The 14559-nt window shown below is 68.1% G+C and carries 14 protein-coding genes and 1 pseudogene; 10 read left to right on the top strand and 5 right to left on the bottom strand.

Features of this window, described 5'->3' with window-relative positions:
* Window positions 1-8: 8 nt before the first annotated feature.
* Complete coding sequence (gene casA, locus GCU53_RS20645; protein WP_341873522.1) at window positions 9-2102, bottom strand: type I-E CRISPR-associated protein Cse1/CasA; 2094 nt, start codon at window positions 2100-2102, stop codon at window positions 9-11.
* Between the two features lie 14 nt (window positions 2103-2116).
* Window positions 2117-2617, bottom strand: a pseudogene (locus GCU53_RS20640) (CRISPR-associated helicase/endonuclease Cas3); the annotation flags it as partial.
* Between the two features lie 356 nt (window positions 2618-2973).
* On the opposite strand from GCU53_RS20640, the gene GCU53_RS20635 reads away from it, so the two are divergent.
* The 3 genes from GCU53_RS20635 to GCU53_RS20625 all read left to right on the top strand — a co-directional run bounded on the left by GCU53_RS20635 (window position 2974) and on the right by GCU53_RS20625 (window position 4724).
* Window positions 2974-3504, top strand: coding sequence for a hypothetical protein (locus GCU53_RS20635; protein WP_152389254.1), 531 nt, complete (start codon window positions 2974-2976; stop codon window positions 3502-3504).
* Between the two features lie 8 nt (window positions 3505-3512).
* Window positions 3513-3899: a VanZ family protein gene (locus GCU53_RS20630; RefSeq protein ID WP_244306896.1), complete on the top strand. Its 387-nt coding sequence runs from the start codon at window positions 3513-3515 to the stop codon at window positions 3897-3899.
* A 321-nt stretch (window positions 3900-4220) separates the two neighbouring features.
* Window positions 4221-4724 (top strand): thermonuclease family protein, encoded by a 504-nt coding sequence (locus GCU53_RS20625; protein WP_152389253.1) that lies wholly within the window; start codon window positions 4221-4223, stop codon window positions 4722-4724.
* Here the strand turns inward: GCU53_RS20625 and GCU53_RS20620 are convergent.
* A complete protein-coding gene (locus tag GCU53_RS20620; RefSeq protein WP_152389252.1) occupies window positions 4711-4968 on the bottom strand; it encodes a glutaredoxin family protein in 258 nt (85 codons plus the stop codon). The genes GCU53_RS20625 and GCU53_RS20620 overlap by 14 nt on opposite strands.
* Window positions 4969-5116: 148 nt before the next feature.
* Here GCU53_RS20620 and GCU53_RS20615 point away from each other — a divergent pair, with 148 nt between their 5' ends.
* The 6 genes from GCU53_RS20615 to dacB all read left to right on the top strand — a co-directional run bounded on the left by GCU53_RS20615 (window position 5117) and on the right by dacB (window position 10447).
* Complete coding sequence (locus GCU53_RS20615; protein WP_244306894.1) at window positions 5117-5512, top strand: ElaB/YgaM/YqjD family protein; 396 nt, start codon at window positions 5117-5119, stop codon at window positions 5510-5512.
* 21 nt (window positions 5513-5533) lie between these two features.
* On the top strand, window positions 5534-5920 hold the full coding sequence (locus GCU53_RS20610) for a phage holin family protein (RefSeq protein WP_152389251.1): 387 nt from the start codon (window positions 5534-5536) through the stop codon (window positions 5918-5920).
* The gene (locus GCU53_RS20605) at window positions 5917-6261 is read left to right on the top strand and encodes a hypothetical protein (RefSeq protein ID WP_152389250.1); all 345 of its coding nucleotides are present in this window, start codon (window positions 5917-5919) and stop codon (window positions 6259-6261) included. Before GCU53_RS20610 ends, GCU53_RS20605 begins: the two co-directional genes overlap by 4 nt.
* Before the next feature lie 102 nt (window positions 6262-6363).
* Complete coding sequence (locus GCU53_RS20600) at window positions 6364-7695, top strand: deoxyguanosinetriphosphate triphosphohydrolase (protein ID WP_152389249.1); 1332 nt, start codon at window positions 6364-6366, stop codon at window positions 7693-7695.
* Between the two features lie 86 nt (window positions 7696-7781).
* Window positions 7782-8843 carry an FUSC family protein gene (locus GCU53_RS20595; protein WP_244306892.1) on the top strand — a complete coding sequence of 354 codons (1062 nt, stop codon included), beginning with the start codon at window positions 7782-7784 and terminating at the stop codon, window positions 8841-8843.
* A 137-nt stretch (window positions 8844-8980) separates the two neighbouring features.
* Complete coding sequence (gene dacB, locus GCU53_RS20590; protein ID WP_152389248.1) at window positions 8981-10447, top strand: D-alanyl-D-alanine carboxypeptidase/D-alanyl-D-alanine endopeptidase; 1467 nt, start codon at window positions 8981-8983, stop codon at window positions 10445-10447.
* A gap of 39 nt (window positions 10448-10486) precedes the next feature.
* Here the strand turns inward: dacB and rlmKL are convergent, their stop codons facing one another.
* A complete protein-coding gene (gene rlmKL, locus GCU53_RS20585; RefSeq protein ID WP_152389247.1) occupies window positions 10487-12703 on the bottom strand; it encodes a bifunctional 23S rRNA (guanine(2069)-N(7))-methyltransferase RlmK/23S rRNA (guanine(2445)-N(2))-methyltransferase RlmL in 2217 nt (738 codons plus the stop codon).
* A gap of 408 nt (window positions 12704-13111) precedes the next feature.
* Here rlmKL and rmf point away from each other — a divergent pair, with 408 nt between their 5' ends.
* Window positions 13112-13327, top strand: coding sequence for a ribosome modulation factor (gene rmf / locus GCU53_RS20575; protein WP_152389246.1), 216 nt, complete (start codon window positions 13112-13114; stop codon window positions 13325-13327).
* Between the two features lie 94 nt (window positions 13328-13421).
* Here the strand turns inward: rmf and GCU53_RS20570 are convergent, their stop codons facing one another.
* The gene (locus GCU53_RS20570) at window positions 13422-14465 is read right to left on the bottom strand and encodes a quinone-dependent dihydroorotate dehydrogenase (protein ID WP_152389245.1); all 1044 of its coding nucleotides are present in this window, start codon (window positions 14463-14465) and stop codon (window positions 13422-13424) included.
* Between the last annotated feature and the right edge of the window lie 94 nt (window positions 14466-14559).

Below are 14559 nucleotides of genomic sequence, written 5' to 3'. Positions count from 1 at the left end.
TGTCCTTCTCAATCGTTGGCAGGGATTAGCGCTTGTTCGCCGGCAGAAGCCGCCAGTACCCGGTAGAAATCCCGCGCCCAGCGCTGGCGCACGACATCGCGCCGCTCGGGGTCGATCCACGGGTCGAGCCAGAGGTGCAGATCCTCGAGCAGGGCGACGTAGTCCAGCGGCAGGTCGCCGGCGGCCAGCAGGCCGACCACCTGGCGCAGGTAGACCGCCAGGTTCTCGGCATCGGCGCCCAGCAGGGCGATGAAGCGCTGCTCGGTGCCGGCGCCGTCGCGCTGGCGCATCAGCTCGCCGAGGCCGGCGGCCAGGCTCTTCCTGCCCTGCCGGGGATGCAGGGCGTAAAGTCCGGCCACCACGTAGAGCGCCAGGCGCGAGGCATCCCGGGCGTGGCGTTCGGCCGCGACGAAAGGCTCCACATGGGGATAGGCCGGCGGATAGGCGCCGGGGGCGAAGCCAAGGCTGCGGCGCAGCACCGCCAAGGCGCCGCGGTCGCGCTCGTGCAGGCTTTCCAGGTGCGCGATGAAGCGCGGTGCGTAATCGCTCATGTTCGGGCCTCCTCGTCGGTGAGGGCAGGGAGTATTCTTCACGGAACGCAGCGGAGTCAGGCGCGCCAGCAGGCGTGGATAGGCACGGGCCTCGGCACGCAGCGCCCCGGGCGAGCGGCCCAGACCGTCGCATATGGCCTGCCAGGCAACCTGGGCCGCCGCCAGCAGGGTGCGCTGCCAGAGTGCTTCGGCCTGATCCGGGTCGCCGCTGCCGAGCAGAGTCATCAACCGGCCCAGGGCACGCTCGGCCGTGGCGAAATACAGCGCCGCCGCCGGGCTGGCATCGAACAGGCTGCGTGCCTTGGCCCAGCTGTCCTTGCCGGCGGAATCGGGCAGGGTTTCGGCCAGCATGCCGACGGCGAGCCTGCGCATGTCGCCGAACAGCGCTTCGGCACGCTGCAGCTGCCGGCGCAACTCGTTCGCGCAATCCACCGAGGCCAGCAGCACCGCCGGCAGGCCGATGCGCTCGGAGCGCCAGCGCAGCAACTTGGCCTGGTCGCTGGCCAGGCCAGCCACCAGCACAGGCTGCTCGTTGCCTCCCAGTTGAAACTGCAGGTTGGCTGCCCAGACCAGAACGGCCGCCGGCTGGGACGCCTGGCCACCGGCATCGGGCAGCAAGGCCGGCAGATCGCGCCAGAGTGCGCGGCCCTCGGCAAAGCTCAGCCGCACCAGGCCATGGCTGCCGGCACGGTAGCTGGCCATGGGATCGGGGGCTTGCGCGTCCTCGGCCAGGGCGATACCGGCGGCGAAGCGTATCCACTGCACCTTCCCCTGCTCGTCGGGCAGCAACAGCACGGCGCGGGTCAGGCGGCTGTAGCGATCGTTGGGGCCACTCGCCAGGGTCGGCTCGCCGCGCAGTTGCGCGAGGCCCGGCGAATCCCGCTCCCAACTGGGCAGGTCCTCGTGGCCGGCCTGGGTAGGCGGATGCAGGGCCAGGCAGAGGCTTTGCGCCAACGACTCGCCAAGCGGCATGAGCGCGGCGGTATTGGCCAGCGCGCCGGCCTTGTCGGCGTCGCGCAGAACCTTGACCAGACCGCCGGGGGTGAACTGCAGAAAGCCCAGCAGGGTGCGCAGCGCATCGGCGGGGGCGATGGGGCACGGCGCCAGATCGCAGGAGTGATCGAACACCACCGGCGCATTGCCGTTGGCGCTGGCCAGGGAAATCTGCGACCAGGGCTTGTGCCGGTCGCGGGTTTCCGCGGCCTCGGCCAAGGCTGCCACCTGCATGAAGGGCTGCTCGGGATGGAACAGCCAGAAGCGTTCGCGCCAGTGCTCCAGGTAGTCGCGCACGGCCTCGACCGGCAGGCCCTGGCGATACCAGCGCGCCCGGTCGGCATCCGTCCAGCGTCCCTGGGCGCGGCTCAGCGCGCGATGCACGATGGCCAGCAGCAGGCGGTACTGGGCGATCAGCCCGGGCGGCGCGGTTTCCGCCAGGGCGCCGATTTCGCCGGCACGCTCGAACAGCTCCAGCAGTCCCAAGTCGCAAACCCGCCCATCGTGCAGGCACACCGGCAGCCATGGCTGGTCGAGCAGATTGAAGCTTTTGCTCATGCCTGGCCCTCGGGCAAAGCAACGCGCCGCTGCGCCGGCAGGGTCGCACTCATCAGCACCACCGAGCTGCCGAGGCCCTTGAGCCTGTGCAGCAGGATCTCGATCAGGCTGCCGGTGTAGCCGTCGTAGGCGTGCATCTCGTCGAGCACCACCACCCGGTTGGCCAGCCCCCACAGGCGGACGAAGTGATGCTTGACGTTCAGCGCGGCGAACAGCGCCCGGTCGACGGTGCCGACGCCGTAGGACGACAGCAGCGGCCGGCAGCCCCGGGAAAACCAGGTCGCCGAACCGATGCTGTCGTCCCGCTCGCCATGAATGCCGCGCAGGCGCTGCACATGCTCGTCCAGCAGGGCGCCGCCGTGAACCAGCTGGATGTCCAGAGGCTGTTGCCCGTCGAAGGCCTGCAGAAAGGTCAGCGCACGCTCGAACAGGGCATTGCCGGCGGCCTGGGTCGGCAAGGCGACGTACAGGCCGCAGTGCCGGTTGGCTGCCTGCAGACGCAGGTGGGCGAGCAGGCCATGGCCCGGCCCCTGGCCGCTCTTGGCCCAGAGCCGGCCGACCGCCGGGTCACGCTGCAAAAATCGGATGGTCATGCCTCACCTCCTGTCGCAACAGCAGAAGCCACTCCCGGCTTCCCGCGCTGGAAATTACCCCGACAAGAGATACAGGCACAATGCCACTATTATCGTTCAATCAAGAGAACGGCGAGCGATCGCTCCGTTTTTGAATCGAGGCTCATGTCCCGATCTCAGTAAAGACGCCAACCGGCCACGCCGTGCGAATAGGCTAGAATCCGCGCCGTGAAATGCCGCTCATCCGGTGCGCTGCATACACGCATCGCCCGTCTTCCCTCCAGCCATCGAGGCCGCCCATGAAAGACCAACTCCAGGAACTCATCCGCCGGATCAGCTCGGGCTGCCTGGCCGACGAGGACATCGCCCGGATCGCCGACGAGGCGGCGCAGGCCTATGCCGATCCGCAGGCCTTCCTCGCCGCCAATCCGGACATCAACTACGACGACAGCTTCCCCATTCCCCTGGGCGAATGGGTGGTGGTCGGCAGCCTGCCGGAGACGGTGCTGTTCCAGGGGGACACCTACGAAGAGCTGTTCGAGCAGATCGTCGCCTCGTTCGGCCCGCAGGTGTCCTTCGTGCTCAAGCCCAAGCAACTGCACAAGGTGGAGCCCCTGAAGGCGCTCAACCGCGTCCAGGTGCAATTGAGCAGCCTCTACCCGGAGAGGGGAGGCTACGTGCTGGTGGACTTCAGCGAACCGCTGGACGACGACTTGCAGGCGGTGCTGGTGTACACCTGCGATCTCGAGGAGACGCTGCAACTGGCGGCCGCGCTGGGCATCCATGCCGCCCCGGCCCACGAGGCGCTGCGCGCCGAACTGGGTGCCTGAGAAAGCGCATGCCGATGCCCGTCGCGCGCTTGCTCGCCAATCCTTTGCTGCTTTGGCGCCTGGCCTTCTGCGGCTGCCTGGCGGCGGTGCTGGCGCTGGCGCTGATGAAGGACGTCAGCCCGCCGCTGGATACCGGCTGGGACAAGGGCAACCACCTGCTGGCCTTCGGCGTGCTGGCCTTTCTCGGCCGCATGGGCTTTCCCGGACGGCGCTGGCTGGTGCCGTCCGGCCTGTTGCTCTACGGCATCGCCATCGAGGTCCTGCAGGGGCTGAGCGGCTATCGGATCGCCGAATACCGCGATCTGCTCGCCGATCTGCTGGGCATCGCCATGGGCAGCCTGGCCGCAGTTGCCTGGCTGCGCTACAGGCGCCAAGACCGGCAGCCCACAGCCTGACGGTGACGAACCCGGCCCGCCAAGCGGCAAAGCCACGTGCTAGAGCCGCCGGCTCCTTGCCTTACCCTCCAGGCCCACTATTCTCCTCTTTATCCCTGCCGATGTGACAGGGAACACCGGGACAAGCAGTCCAGCCCCGGACAGGCAGTCAACGAGAGCGATACCGCTTGTTGTCAGAAACGGCCGCAGGCCGATAGCCGCGGCTTTTCATCAGCCCGTTCGATAGCCCCCGACCTGGAGAATGCGAGAAGACGGATCACGCAGCGCGTGACAGGCTATCCCCCCTGTCCGAGGAGGCAGGGATTTCTCGCGACATGAAGGATGAACAGACTCACTGCTGCTGGAGCATGCGGCGTCATTGCGTTGTTGTTCACACCTACCCTCCCCGCTGCCGAACAGACGTGCAGGGTCATCCGCGTACAGGATGGCGACAGCCTGACCTGCCTGAGCCCGGCCAGGCAGCGGCTCGAGGTCCATCTGGCCGATCTCGATGCCCCGGAGATCGGCCAGCCCTACGGACAGCTGGCCCAGTTGCAGCTGTTCCGGCTGGTCTACAACAAGAGCGTGAGACTGGAGGTCGTCGACCAGAAACGCTACGGCGCCAGGATGGCCCATGTCTACCTCGGCGAAACCCATATCAATGGGGAAATGGTTCGTCAGGGATCGGCCTGGGCCTACGGAGGAGCCAGCGGCGATTCGAGCCTGGCGCAACTGGAAGCCGAGGCCAAGTCGCAACAGCGCGGCCTCTGGGGACTGCCGCAGGCCGAGATCGCTCCGCCCTGGCAATGGCGCAGCGATCGGAAAAATCAGCTCAGCAGTCGCTGAGCCCCGGCTGGCGGAGGAAGGAAGCCACCTGCTCCGCCTCGAAAGGCCAGTCCAGCTCGTCGCCGTTGTCCAGCCGTCGCAGCACGGGAATGCGCAAGCCATAGCGCTCGGCCCGGTACTCGTCCTCGGCAATGTCGATCAGTTCGACCTGCAGGCCGCTCTCGACGAAAGGCATCAACAACCCCTCGGCCTGCTCGCAGAGATGGCAGCCGAGGGTTCCGAACAGTTGGCACTCGGGAAGCATGAAAGCCTCCTAACGACAGGGAGCTTGAAGTTTAACATGCAACCAAGACAACCTATGGCAGAACCACGGGTCGCCCGGATGCGCGGCCTGCCTGCTCGCCACCGGCCTCCGGCGGCGATTGCCCACCACGTGATGAGGACCATCCAGCATGATCATGGATAGCAGCCAGACCCAGTCGACCGCCTTCGACAGCTCTACCGCCAGCTGGGAGCCGTACGCGTCGGCCGCGGTGCACCGGCGTAACCTGCAGCGTGCCCAGCAGGCGGTGATCGACGAATTCCACGCCCTGCTCGACGACACCGAACGCCTGCTGCGCCACGGCGCCGCCGTGACCGGCGACGAGGCGGATGCGCTGCGGGCGAAGATCGAAAGCAACCTCGAGCGCGCCCGCGAGACCCTCAGGGACAGCGAGGGCCGGCTGCGCGAGCAGGGGCAGGCAGCCATCGAGGCGACCGAGGCCTACGTGCACAGCAATCCCTGGAAGGCGCTCGGCATCGCCGCCGGAGTCGGCCTGCTGTTCGGTCTGCTGGCCGGCCGCCGCTGAGCGCCTGGGGAGTCGTCGCCAATGGATGTCTCGCCACCGCCGCTGTCCGGGGAAGATCGCAAGCCGTCCCTGAAACGGTTCGGCGGCGCCCTGCTCGGCCTGCTGCAAAACCACCTGGAGCTGCTGGGCATCGAGTTCCAGGAGGAGAAGGCCTACGCCTTCCGGCTGTTCATCTTCGCCAGCCTGAGCCTGCTGTTCGGACTGATGCTGCTCATCGGCCTCTCCGCGGCCGTGGTCGTCGTCTTCTGGGACAGCCACCGGCTGGCCGCCATCTTCGTCCTCTGCCTCGCCTACGGTCTGGCCCTGGTGTTCTGCATCGCCCGCACGCTGAAACTGGCGCAGCGCAGCGAGCACCCCTTCCAGGCGACCCTCGAGGAACTGGCGCGCAACCGGGAGCTGCTGCCATGAGTCCATCTCCCCGCAGCACACTGCAGATGCGCAAGGAGCTGGTGCGCCTGCGCATGGAAATGCAGCGCCAACAGCTCGACTATCATGCCGAGCCCCTGCGCCATCCGCTGCGCCAGTTCGGCAACCTGTTCGCGCCCAGCCGCGCCAGGCCGGGCAAGGGCACGCCGCTGGCCGTCAGCGCGGCGCTCCTGCTGACCCTGTTCGGCAAGCGCCTGGGCCGCTTCCGCAAGCTGGCGCTGTTCGCCCTGGAGGTCTACCCCCTGGTCAGCGCAGGCCTTCGGCAGTACCGGGAAACCCGCCCGCCGAAACCGCCGCAGGTCTCGCCGAAGACCCAGGCTTGACGGATTCAGCACACTGCCCAAGGATGCGCTGGCAGTCGCGCGGCACTCCGGGCGCTCGCCCTCCTGCACCGGCTGCTGCCCACTGAACAACGAGGAATGGCTTTGGACTGGCAAACCCTACTGACCCGAGAACGCCTGGGCAAATCGGTGCACAGCGTCGACGAACTGGGCCGCAGCCCCTTTCACAAGGACCACGACCGCATCATCTTCTCCGGAGCCTTCCGCCGCCTGGGCCGCAAGACCCAGGTGCATCCGGTGTCCAGCAACGACCACATCCACACCCGCCTGACCCACTCCCTGGAGGTCAGCTGCGTCGGTCGCTCGCTGGGCATGCGGGTCGGCGAGGTGCTGCGCGATGCCTTGCCGGACTGGTGCGCCCCCGTCGATCTCGGCATGATCGTCCAGTCCGCCTGCCTGGCCCACGACATCGGCAATCCGCCGTTCGGCCATTCCGGCGAGGATGCCATCCGCCACTGGTTCCACCAGGCGGCCGGGCGCGGCTGGCTGGACGCGATGAGCGACGCGGAGCGCGACGACTTCCTGCACTTCGAGGGCAACGCCCAGGGCTTTCGCGTGCTCACCCAGCTGGAATACCACCAGTTCGACGGCGGCACCCGCCTCACCTACGCCACCCTCGGCGCCTATCTCAAATATCCCTGGGCGTCTTGCCATGCGCCGGCCCTGGGCTACAAGAAGCACAAGTTCGGCTGCTACCAGAGCGAGCTGCCGCTGCTCGAGCAGATCGCCGACAAGCTCGGCCTGCCCCGGCAGGACGAGCAGCGCTGGGCGCGCCATCCGCTGGTCTACCTGATGGAGGCGGCGGACGACATCTGCTATGCGCTGATCGACCTGGAAGACGGCCTGGAAATGGAGCTGCTGGACTATCCCGAGGTCGAGGCCCTGCTGCTCGGCCTGGTCGGCGACGACCTGCCGGAGTCCTACCGCCAGCTCGGCCCGCGCGACTCGCGACGGCGCAAGCTGGCGATCCTGCGCGGCAAGGCCATCGAACACCTGAGCAACGCGGCGGCCCGGGCCTTCGTCGAACAGCAGAAGGCCCTGCTCGAGGGCAGCCTGACGGGAGACCTGGTCGAGCACATGCACGGACCGGCCAAGGACTGCGTGCTGCAGGCCAAGCGCATCGCCCGCGAGAAGATCTTCCACGACAAGCGCAAGACCCTCCACGAGATCGGCGCCTACACCACTCTGGAGATCCTGCTCGACGCCTTCTGCGGCGCGGCGCTGGAGCAGCATGGCGGACGCCGGACGTCGTTCAAGAACCGGCGCATCCTCGACCTGCTCGGCAACAATGCCCCGGACCCGCAGTGGCCGCTGTACCATGCCTTCCTGCGCATGATCGACTTCATTGCCGGCATGACCGACGGCTATGCCACCGAAATGGCCCGGGAAATGACCGGCCTTTCCGGTCCCGCATAGGCCTCTGCACCTCGCTGGCCCGGATCGCCCGGCACGGGGGCACGAAGCCCCCCGGCCGCATCGTAGTGGAAGAAGGAACGCAGCCGATGCTCCGCTTTCTGCCTGCCCGCCACCGCTGGACGGCCGCGCCCTCGTGGGGAGCGGCCATCGTGGCCACCCTCGGCTGCGCCCTGCCCCTGCTGCTCGGGCTGTTCAGTGGCCATTCCGGCTTTCTCTGGGCGTCGATCGGCGCCTTCCTGGCTGCCCAGGCCGACCCCCTGCACCGTTTCGGCATGCTGCGCATGCTCCTGCTGACCCTGCTTGGCGCCTGCAGCGCGGGCCTGGGCTTCTGGTCCGCCCCCGGTCCGGTCGAGAGCCTGCTGGTCTTTGCCGCCGGCGGCCTGCTGCTCGCCTGGCTGCAGCGTTTCGGCCGCGAGGCCGGCAAGCTGGCCCTCGGCATGCTGGTCTGTCTCTGCCTCGGGCAGGGTCAGCAGCGCCTGGGCAGCATGCCCAATCCCTATGCCGTGGCCACCCTGTTCACCCTCGGCGGGCTCTGGGCGACCCTGCTCGCCTTCAGCCTGCGCGGCCTGCACGGCCTGCGCCTGTGGCCCTACATGCCACGCCTGCCCAGCGTGCTGAAGGTGCTGGGCCAGCATGCGGCGCGCCTGCCGCAGCCGCAGTGGCGGCTCTATGCCCTGGGCTGCACCCTGGTCTGCGGTCTCGCCGGGCTGATCGTCAACCTGACCGGAGAGCCGCGCGGCTACTGGCTGACCCTGGCGGTGGTCACCAGTCTGCAGATCGACCTCAAGGGCCGGCTGACGCGCGCCTTCAAGATCGCCCTGAGCGTCCTGCTCGCCAGCGGCCTCCTGGTGCTGCTCGGCCACAACCTGCAGAGTCCGGCGCAGATGGTCGCCCTGGTGCTGCCGCTGGTCCTGCTCAACCGCGCCTTCCAGGTCGGCCGCTACAGCCTCTACGTGCTGCAGATGACCTTCTGCATCCTGCTGCTGGCCGAAAGCCTGGCGCAGGACTGGCAGCTGAGCCGGGAGCGCCTGGTCGCCAGCCTGGCCGGCGCGCTCCTGGCCCTGCTGGTGGCGCTGAGCCTGCATGCCGGCCGTCGAGTGCGCGCATGGCGTGCCGCCCGCACCGACACGGATGCCCTGCCGCGCTGAGCCGAACGGCAGCCGGTCCTGTGCATCGAACAGCCATCGGCCGCCCCGCTTCGGGCATAATGCGAATCCGTTCCCGGAAGCAGCCGGACTTTCCACCCATTTCGCTTCGTTCAGCCCTGAGTCGGAGGGCACCCTCGATGATTGCAACTTTCCGCCGGCTTGCCATTGCCAGCCTGCTGCTGCCGTTCGCACTGTCGGCGAGCGCGGCCCAGATCAACACCACGCTGCCGAAGAATGTCCAGCAGGCGCTGAGCGCCCACAAGCTCCCCGGCGATGCCCTGTCCCTGGTGGTGCTGCCGCTCACCGGACCCGGCACTCCGACCTATATCAACGCCGACGTGCCGCTGAACCCGGCTTCGACGATGAAGCTGGTGACCACCTATGCCGCCCTCGAGCTGCTCGGCCCGACCCACAAGTGGCACACCGAGTTCTACGCCGACGGCCCGGTGCGCGACGGCGTGCTGGACGGCAACCTGTACCTGAAGGGCGGCGGCGACCCCAAGCTGAACATGGAAAGGCTCTGGCTGCTGATGCGCGACCTGCGCGCCAACGGAGTGCGCGAGGTGCGCGGCGACCTGGTGCTCGACCGCAGCCACTTCATGCAGCCGCAACTGCCGACCTTCAATGATGATGGCGGCGACAGCAGCAAGCCTTTCCTGGTCGAGCCCGACTCCCTGCTGATCAACCTCAAGGCCATGCGCTTCATCGCCCGCGCCGAGCCCGGCAAGGTGCAGGTCAGCGTCGAGCCGCCGATCGCCGGCATGACCATCGACAACCAGGTCAAGGCGCTGCCGGCCGGCGCCTGCCCGGACTGGCCGGACGTGCGCTACAACCTGATTCCGCAGCAGAGCGGCTACAGCATGGTGGTTACCGGCAAGCTGCCGGCCGGCTGCAGCGCGCAGAGCTACATCGCCCCGCTCGATCACCAGACCTATGCCGCCGGCGCCGTGCGCGCGATGTGGCAGGAGCTGGGCGGCAGCATCCAGGGGCAGGACCGCCTCGGCAGCGTACCCCGGCAGGCCCGCATGCTGGTCCGTGCCTTCTCGCCGGACATGGTCGAGATCATTCGCGACGTCAACAAGTTCAGCAACAACACCATGGCCCGCCAGCTGTTCCTCAGCATCGGCCGGCAGTACCGCAACGGCGCCGACGCCGACGCCGACGACGCCCAGGCGGCATACCGCGCGGTGCGTCAGTGGATGGCGCGCAAGGGCATCGACGCGCAGCATCTGGTGATGGAGAACGGCTCCGGCCTGTCGCGGATCGAGCGGATCAGCGCCCGGGAAATGGCCGAGATGCTCAAGGCCGCCTGGCACAGCCCCTATGCCGCCGAATTCATCGCCTCGATGCCGCTGGTGGCGATGGACGGCACCATGCGCAAGCGCCTGCGCCGCACCCCGCTGGTCGGCGAGGCGCACATCAAGACCGGCACCTTGAACACCGTGCGCGCCATCGCCGGCTTCAGCCGCGACCAGAATGGCAACACCTGGGCAGTGGTCGCCATCCTCAACCACTCGCGGCCCTGGGGCGCCTCGTCGATCCTCGACCAGGTGCTGGTCGACCTGTATCGCCAGCCGAAACAGACCAGCACGGCCCAGCGCTGATCGTCCGAACGGGCCGCCCGCCGGAGCGGCCCTCTCCTCTCAGCCCGGCTGCCTGGCCTGCAGCCGCCAGGCCCGGTGGATCTTCGGGTTGCGGGCGAAATCCGCATCCAGGGTCTGCGCGCTGATCTCCTCCACTGCGTAGCGCTGCTCGAGCGCGGGGTCGAGCTGGAACTTGCGGAAGTTGTTGGAGAAATACAGCACCCCGCCCCTGGCCAGGCGGGCCATGGCCAGATCGAGCAGGCGCACGTGATCGCGCTGCACGTCGAACACCCCCTCCATGCGCTTGGAGTTGGAGAAGGTCGGCGGGTCGATGAAGATCAGTTCGTACTCGCCGCGGTCGGCGGCCAGCCACTCCATCACATCGGCCTGCTCCAGCCGGTTCCGCTCGGAAAAGCCGTTCAGCGCCAGGTTGCGCCGCGCCCAGTCCAGGTAGGTCTTCGACAGGTCGACGCTGGTGGTGCTGCGCGCACCGCCCCTGGCCGCGTGCACGGTGGCCGTCGCGGTGTAGCAGAACAGGTTGAGAAAACGCTTGCCGGCAGCCTCGCGCTGGATGCGCAGGCGCAGCGGACGGTGGTCGAGGAACAGTCCGGTGTCCAGGTAGTCGGTGAGGTTGACCAGGAGCTTCACGCCGCCCTCACCGACCTCCATGAAGCGCCCCTGCTGGTCCTGCCGCTCGTACTGCCTCTTGCCGACCTGGCGTTCGCGGCGCTTGATCACCACCCGCGCCGGGTCGATGTCCAGCGCCTGGGGAATCGCCGCCAGGGCATCGAGCAGACGCGCCTGGGCCTTCTCCGGATCGATCGAGCGCGGCGGCGCATACTCCTGCACGTGCACCCAGTCGCGGTACAGATCCACCGCCAGGGCGTATTCCGGCATGTCGGCGTCGTACAGCCGGTAGCACTCGATGCCCTCGCGGCGCGCCCACTTGCCCAGGGTCTTGAGGTTCTTCTGCAGGCGGTTGGCGAACATCTGCCCGCCCTCGGAGAGCCGCGCCGGCGCGCTGCGCACCGCTGGCGGGCGCTCCACCAACTGGCCGCCGATCATCCGTGCGTCGTTCTGCGCCGGTTCGTTGCGCCCGGTGACGAACTGCTCCGGCACGACCCTGAACAGCAGCAGCTTGCAGGGCAGCGCGCCGTTCCACAGGGCGTACTGCTTGTGGCTGCGGATGCCCATGCGCTTGCCCAGCTCCGGCGCACCGGTGAACACCGCCGCCTCCCAGCCCTCGCAGCGGCTGCGCAGGCGTTCGCCGAGATGCTGGTAGAGATAGAGCAGGCTGGCCGGATCGCCCAGGCGCTCGCCGTAAGGCGGGTTGCACACCACCAGGCCGGTCTGGCCGCGGTCCGGGTGCGGCTCGAAGGTGGCCAGCTCGCCCTGGTAAACCCGTACCCAGCCGTCCAGCCCGGCGCGCTCGATGTTGTTGCGCGCGGGCTGGATCAGCCGCGGGTCGGCCTCGTAGCCACGAATCCACAGCGGCGGCCGGGACAGGCCGGCGGCGGCGCGCGCCTCGGCCTCGGCATGCAGCTTCTTCCACAGCGCCGGAACATGCCCCAGCCAATTGCTGAAGCCCCACTGCTCGCGACGCAGGTTGGGCGCGATGTCGGCGGCTATCATCCCCGCCTCGACCAGGAAGGTGCCGACCCCGCACATGGGGTCGGCCAGCGCCCCGCCCTCGGCAGCGATGCGCGGCCAGCCGGCGCGGATCAGGATGGCCGCGGCGAGGTTCTCCTTGAGCGGCGCGGCGCCCTGCTGCAGACGGTAGCCGCGCTGGTGCAGGCTGTGCCCGGAGAGGTCGAGGGACAGCACCGCCTCGCCCCGATCCAGGCGCAGGTGGATGCGCAGGTCCGGATTGAGCTTGTCCACCGAGGGGCGCTGGCCGCTGTGCCGGCGCAGTTGGTCGACGATGGCGTCCTTGACCTTGAGCGCGCCGAAATGGCTGTTGTCGATGCCCGAGCCGTGGCCGCTGAACTCCACCGCAAGGCTGCCGCTCGGCAGCAGATGATCCTGCCAGTCGACCGCCTGCACGCCCTGGTACAGCTCATCGGGGCTGCCCACCGGAAAGCGCCCGAGCACCAGCAACACGCGGTTGGCCAGACGCGACCAGAGGCACAGCCGGTAGGCGGTTTCCAGGTCGCCCCGGCCCTGCACCCCGGCGACCTGCTCGCGGACCTCGGTCAGGCCCAGGCCGGCCGCCTCCTCGGCGAGCAGGCCTTCCAGGCTCTTCGGGCAGGTGAGAACGAGTTCGTAACGATCCGACATGGGAATCTTCCAGTGCCTCAGGCAGTTAGCGCGTACCCGTTGGCACGCCTTTTGATGATGACAGGCCGCAGCGTGACCCTTCGTCGCATGCTCCGGAAACACGACACCGACCCCGCGAGCGGCGGGCTCGTGCCGTCCGGCTTAAAAGGCCCCAAATTAGAGGGGTTTTACCGGGCAGCAGCTATTTTTCATGAATTCTTATCTCCTGGCAGCCGGAAAAGTTTCGTTCTTATGACAAAACAGTCGTTCACAGGCCAGAACTCATTGGATAGAAATCGATCAAGCCCCTCGCTGCAACGGCGAGGGATGAAACCGCCACGCCGGCAGCGGTTTCGTCGGCAGCCAAGGCTGCCAGGTCTCGCCATGAGGCCAATGGGACATAACAGTCAACAGTGAGGGCAGCACCCTATGAGAAGACTCAAGCGTGATCCGTTGGAACGGGCTTTTCTGCGTGGCTATCAGAACGGCATTCATGGCAAATCCCGCGAACTCTGCCCCTTCACCCACCCGTCGACGCGACAAGCCTGGCTCAATGGCTGGCGCGAGGGCCGCGGTGACAACTGGGACGGCCTCACCGGCACTGCGGGCATCCACCGCCTGAATCAACTGCGTGCCGTAGGCTGACCGGAGGGATCACGGCATTCTCATCCTGAACGCCCGCTGCAGGCGTCAGGCCTCAAGACCACAGGGCTCCCTCGGGAGCCCTTTCTCGTTGCGCTCAATGCGCCCCGGCCGGCCGGCCAGCCTGCGCCGCGGCGATGGCCTCCACCGCCTCGCGGATCAGCGCCGGCCCCTTGTAGATGAAGCCAGTATAGATCTGCACCAGACTGGCCCCGGCGGCGATCTTCTCCGCCGCGTGACGGCCCTCGGTGATGCCGCCAACCGCGATGATCGGCAGCCGCCCGCCCAGTTCGCCGGCCAGCACCCGTACCGTGTGGGTGCTCTTCTCGCGCACCGGCGCCCCCGACAGCCCGCCGGCCTCGCCGGCATGCGCCAGGCCCTCGACGCCCTCGCGGCCGAGGGTGGTGTTGGTGGCGATCACCGCATCCATGCCGGTGTCCAGCAGCGCCCGGGCGACCTGCACGGTTTCCTCGTCGCTCATGTCCGGGGCGATCTTGATCGCCAGAGGCACGCGCCGGCCGTGGCGCCCGGCCAGCTCCTCCTGGCGATGGCGCAGGGCCTCGAGCAGTTGCCTGAGCGAATCGCCGAACTGCAGGCTGCGCAGGCCGGGGGTGTTCGGCGAGCTGACATTGACCGTTACGTAGCTGGCATGCGGGTAGACCTTGTCCAGACAGATCAGGTAGTCGTCGACCGCCCGCTCCACCGGGGTGTCGAAGTTCTTGCCGATGTTGATGCCGAGCACGCCGCTGTAACGCGCGGCCTGGACCCGCGCCAGCAGGTGGTCGACGCCCTGGTTGTTGAAGCCCATGCGGTTGATGATCGCCTCGGCCTCCGGCAGGCGGAACAGCCGCGGCCTGGGATTGCCTGGCTGCGGCCGTGGCGTCACGGTGCCGATCTCGATAAAGCCGAAGCCCAGTTGGGCGAGGCCGTCGATGGCGTCGCCGTTCTTGTCCAGCCCGGCGGCGAGACCGACCGGATTGGGAAACTCCAGGCCCATCACCCGCACCGGCAGGCTCGCCGGCTTGCGGCACAGCAGGCCGTTGAGGCTCAGCCGGCCGCCGGTTCCGAGCAGGTCGATGGTCAGTTCGTGGGCGGTTTCCGGGGACAGTTTGAACAGCAGCTGGCGGGCCAGGTTGTACATGGGCAGGCTTGACTCGGCGATTGGCGTGGGGCGGCGATTATAGCCACGCCGCGCGCATCCGGGGCCTGTCTGCTCGCTTCGCCGGACCGATTTC

The organism is Azotobacter salinestris, assembly GCF_009363155.1.
GTDB lineage: Bacteria > Pseudomonadota > Gammaproteobacteria > Pseudomonadales > Pseudomonadaceae > Azotobacter > Azotobacter salinestris.
The sequence above is the reverse complement of the archived record's forward strand: the minus strand, read 5'-3'. Positions and strand labels throughout refer to the sequence as shown.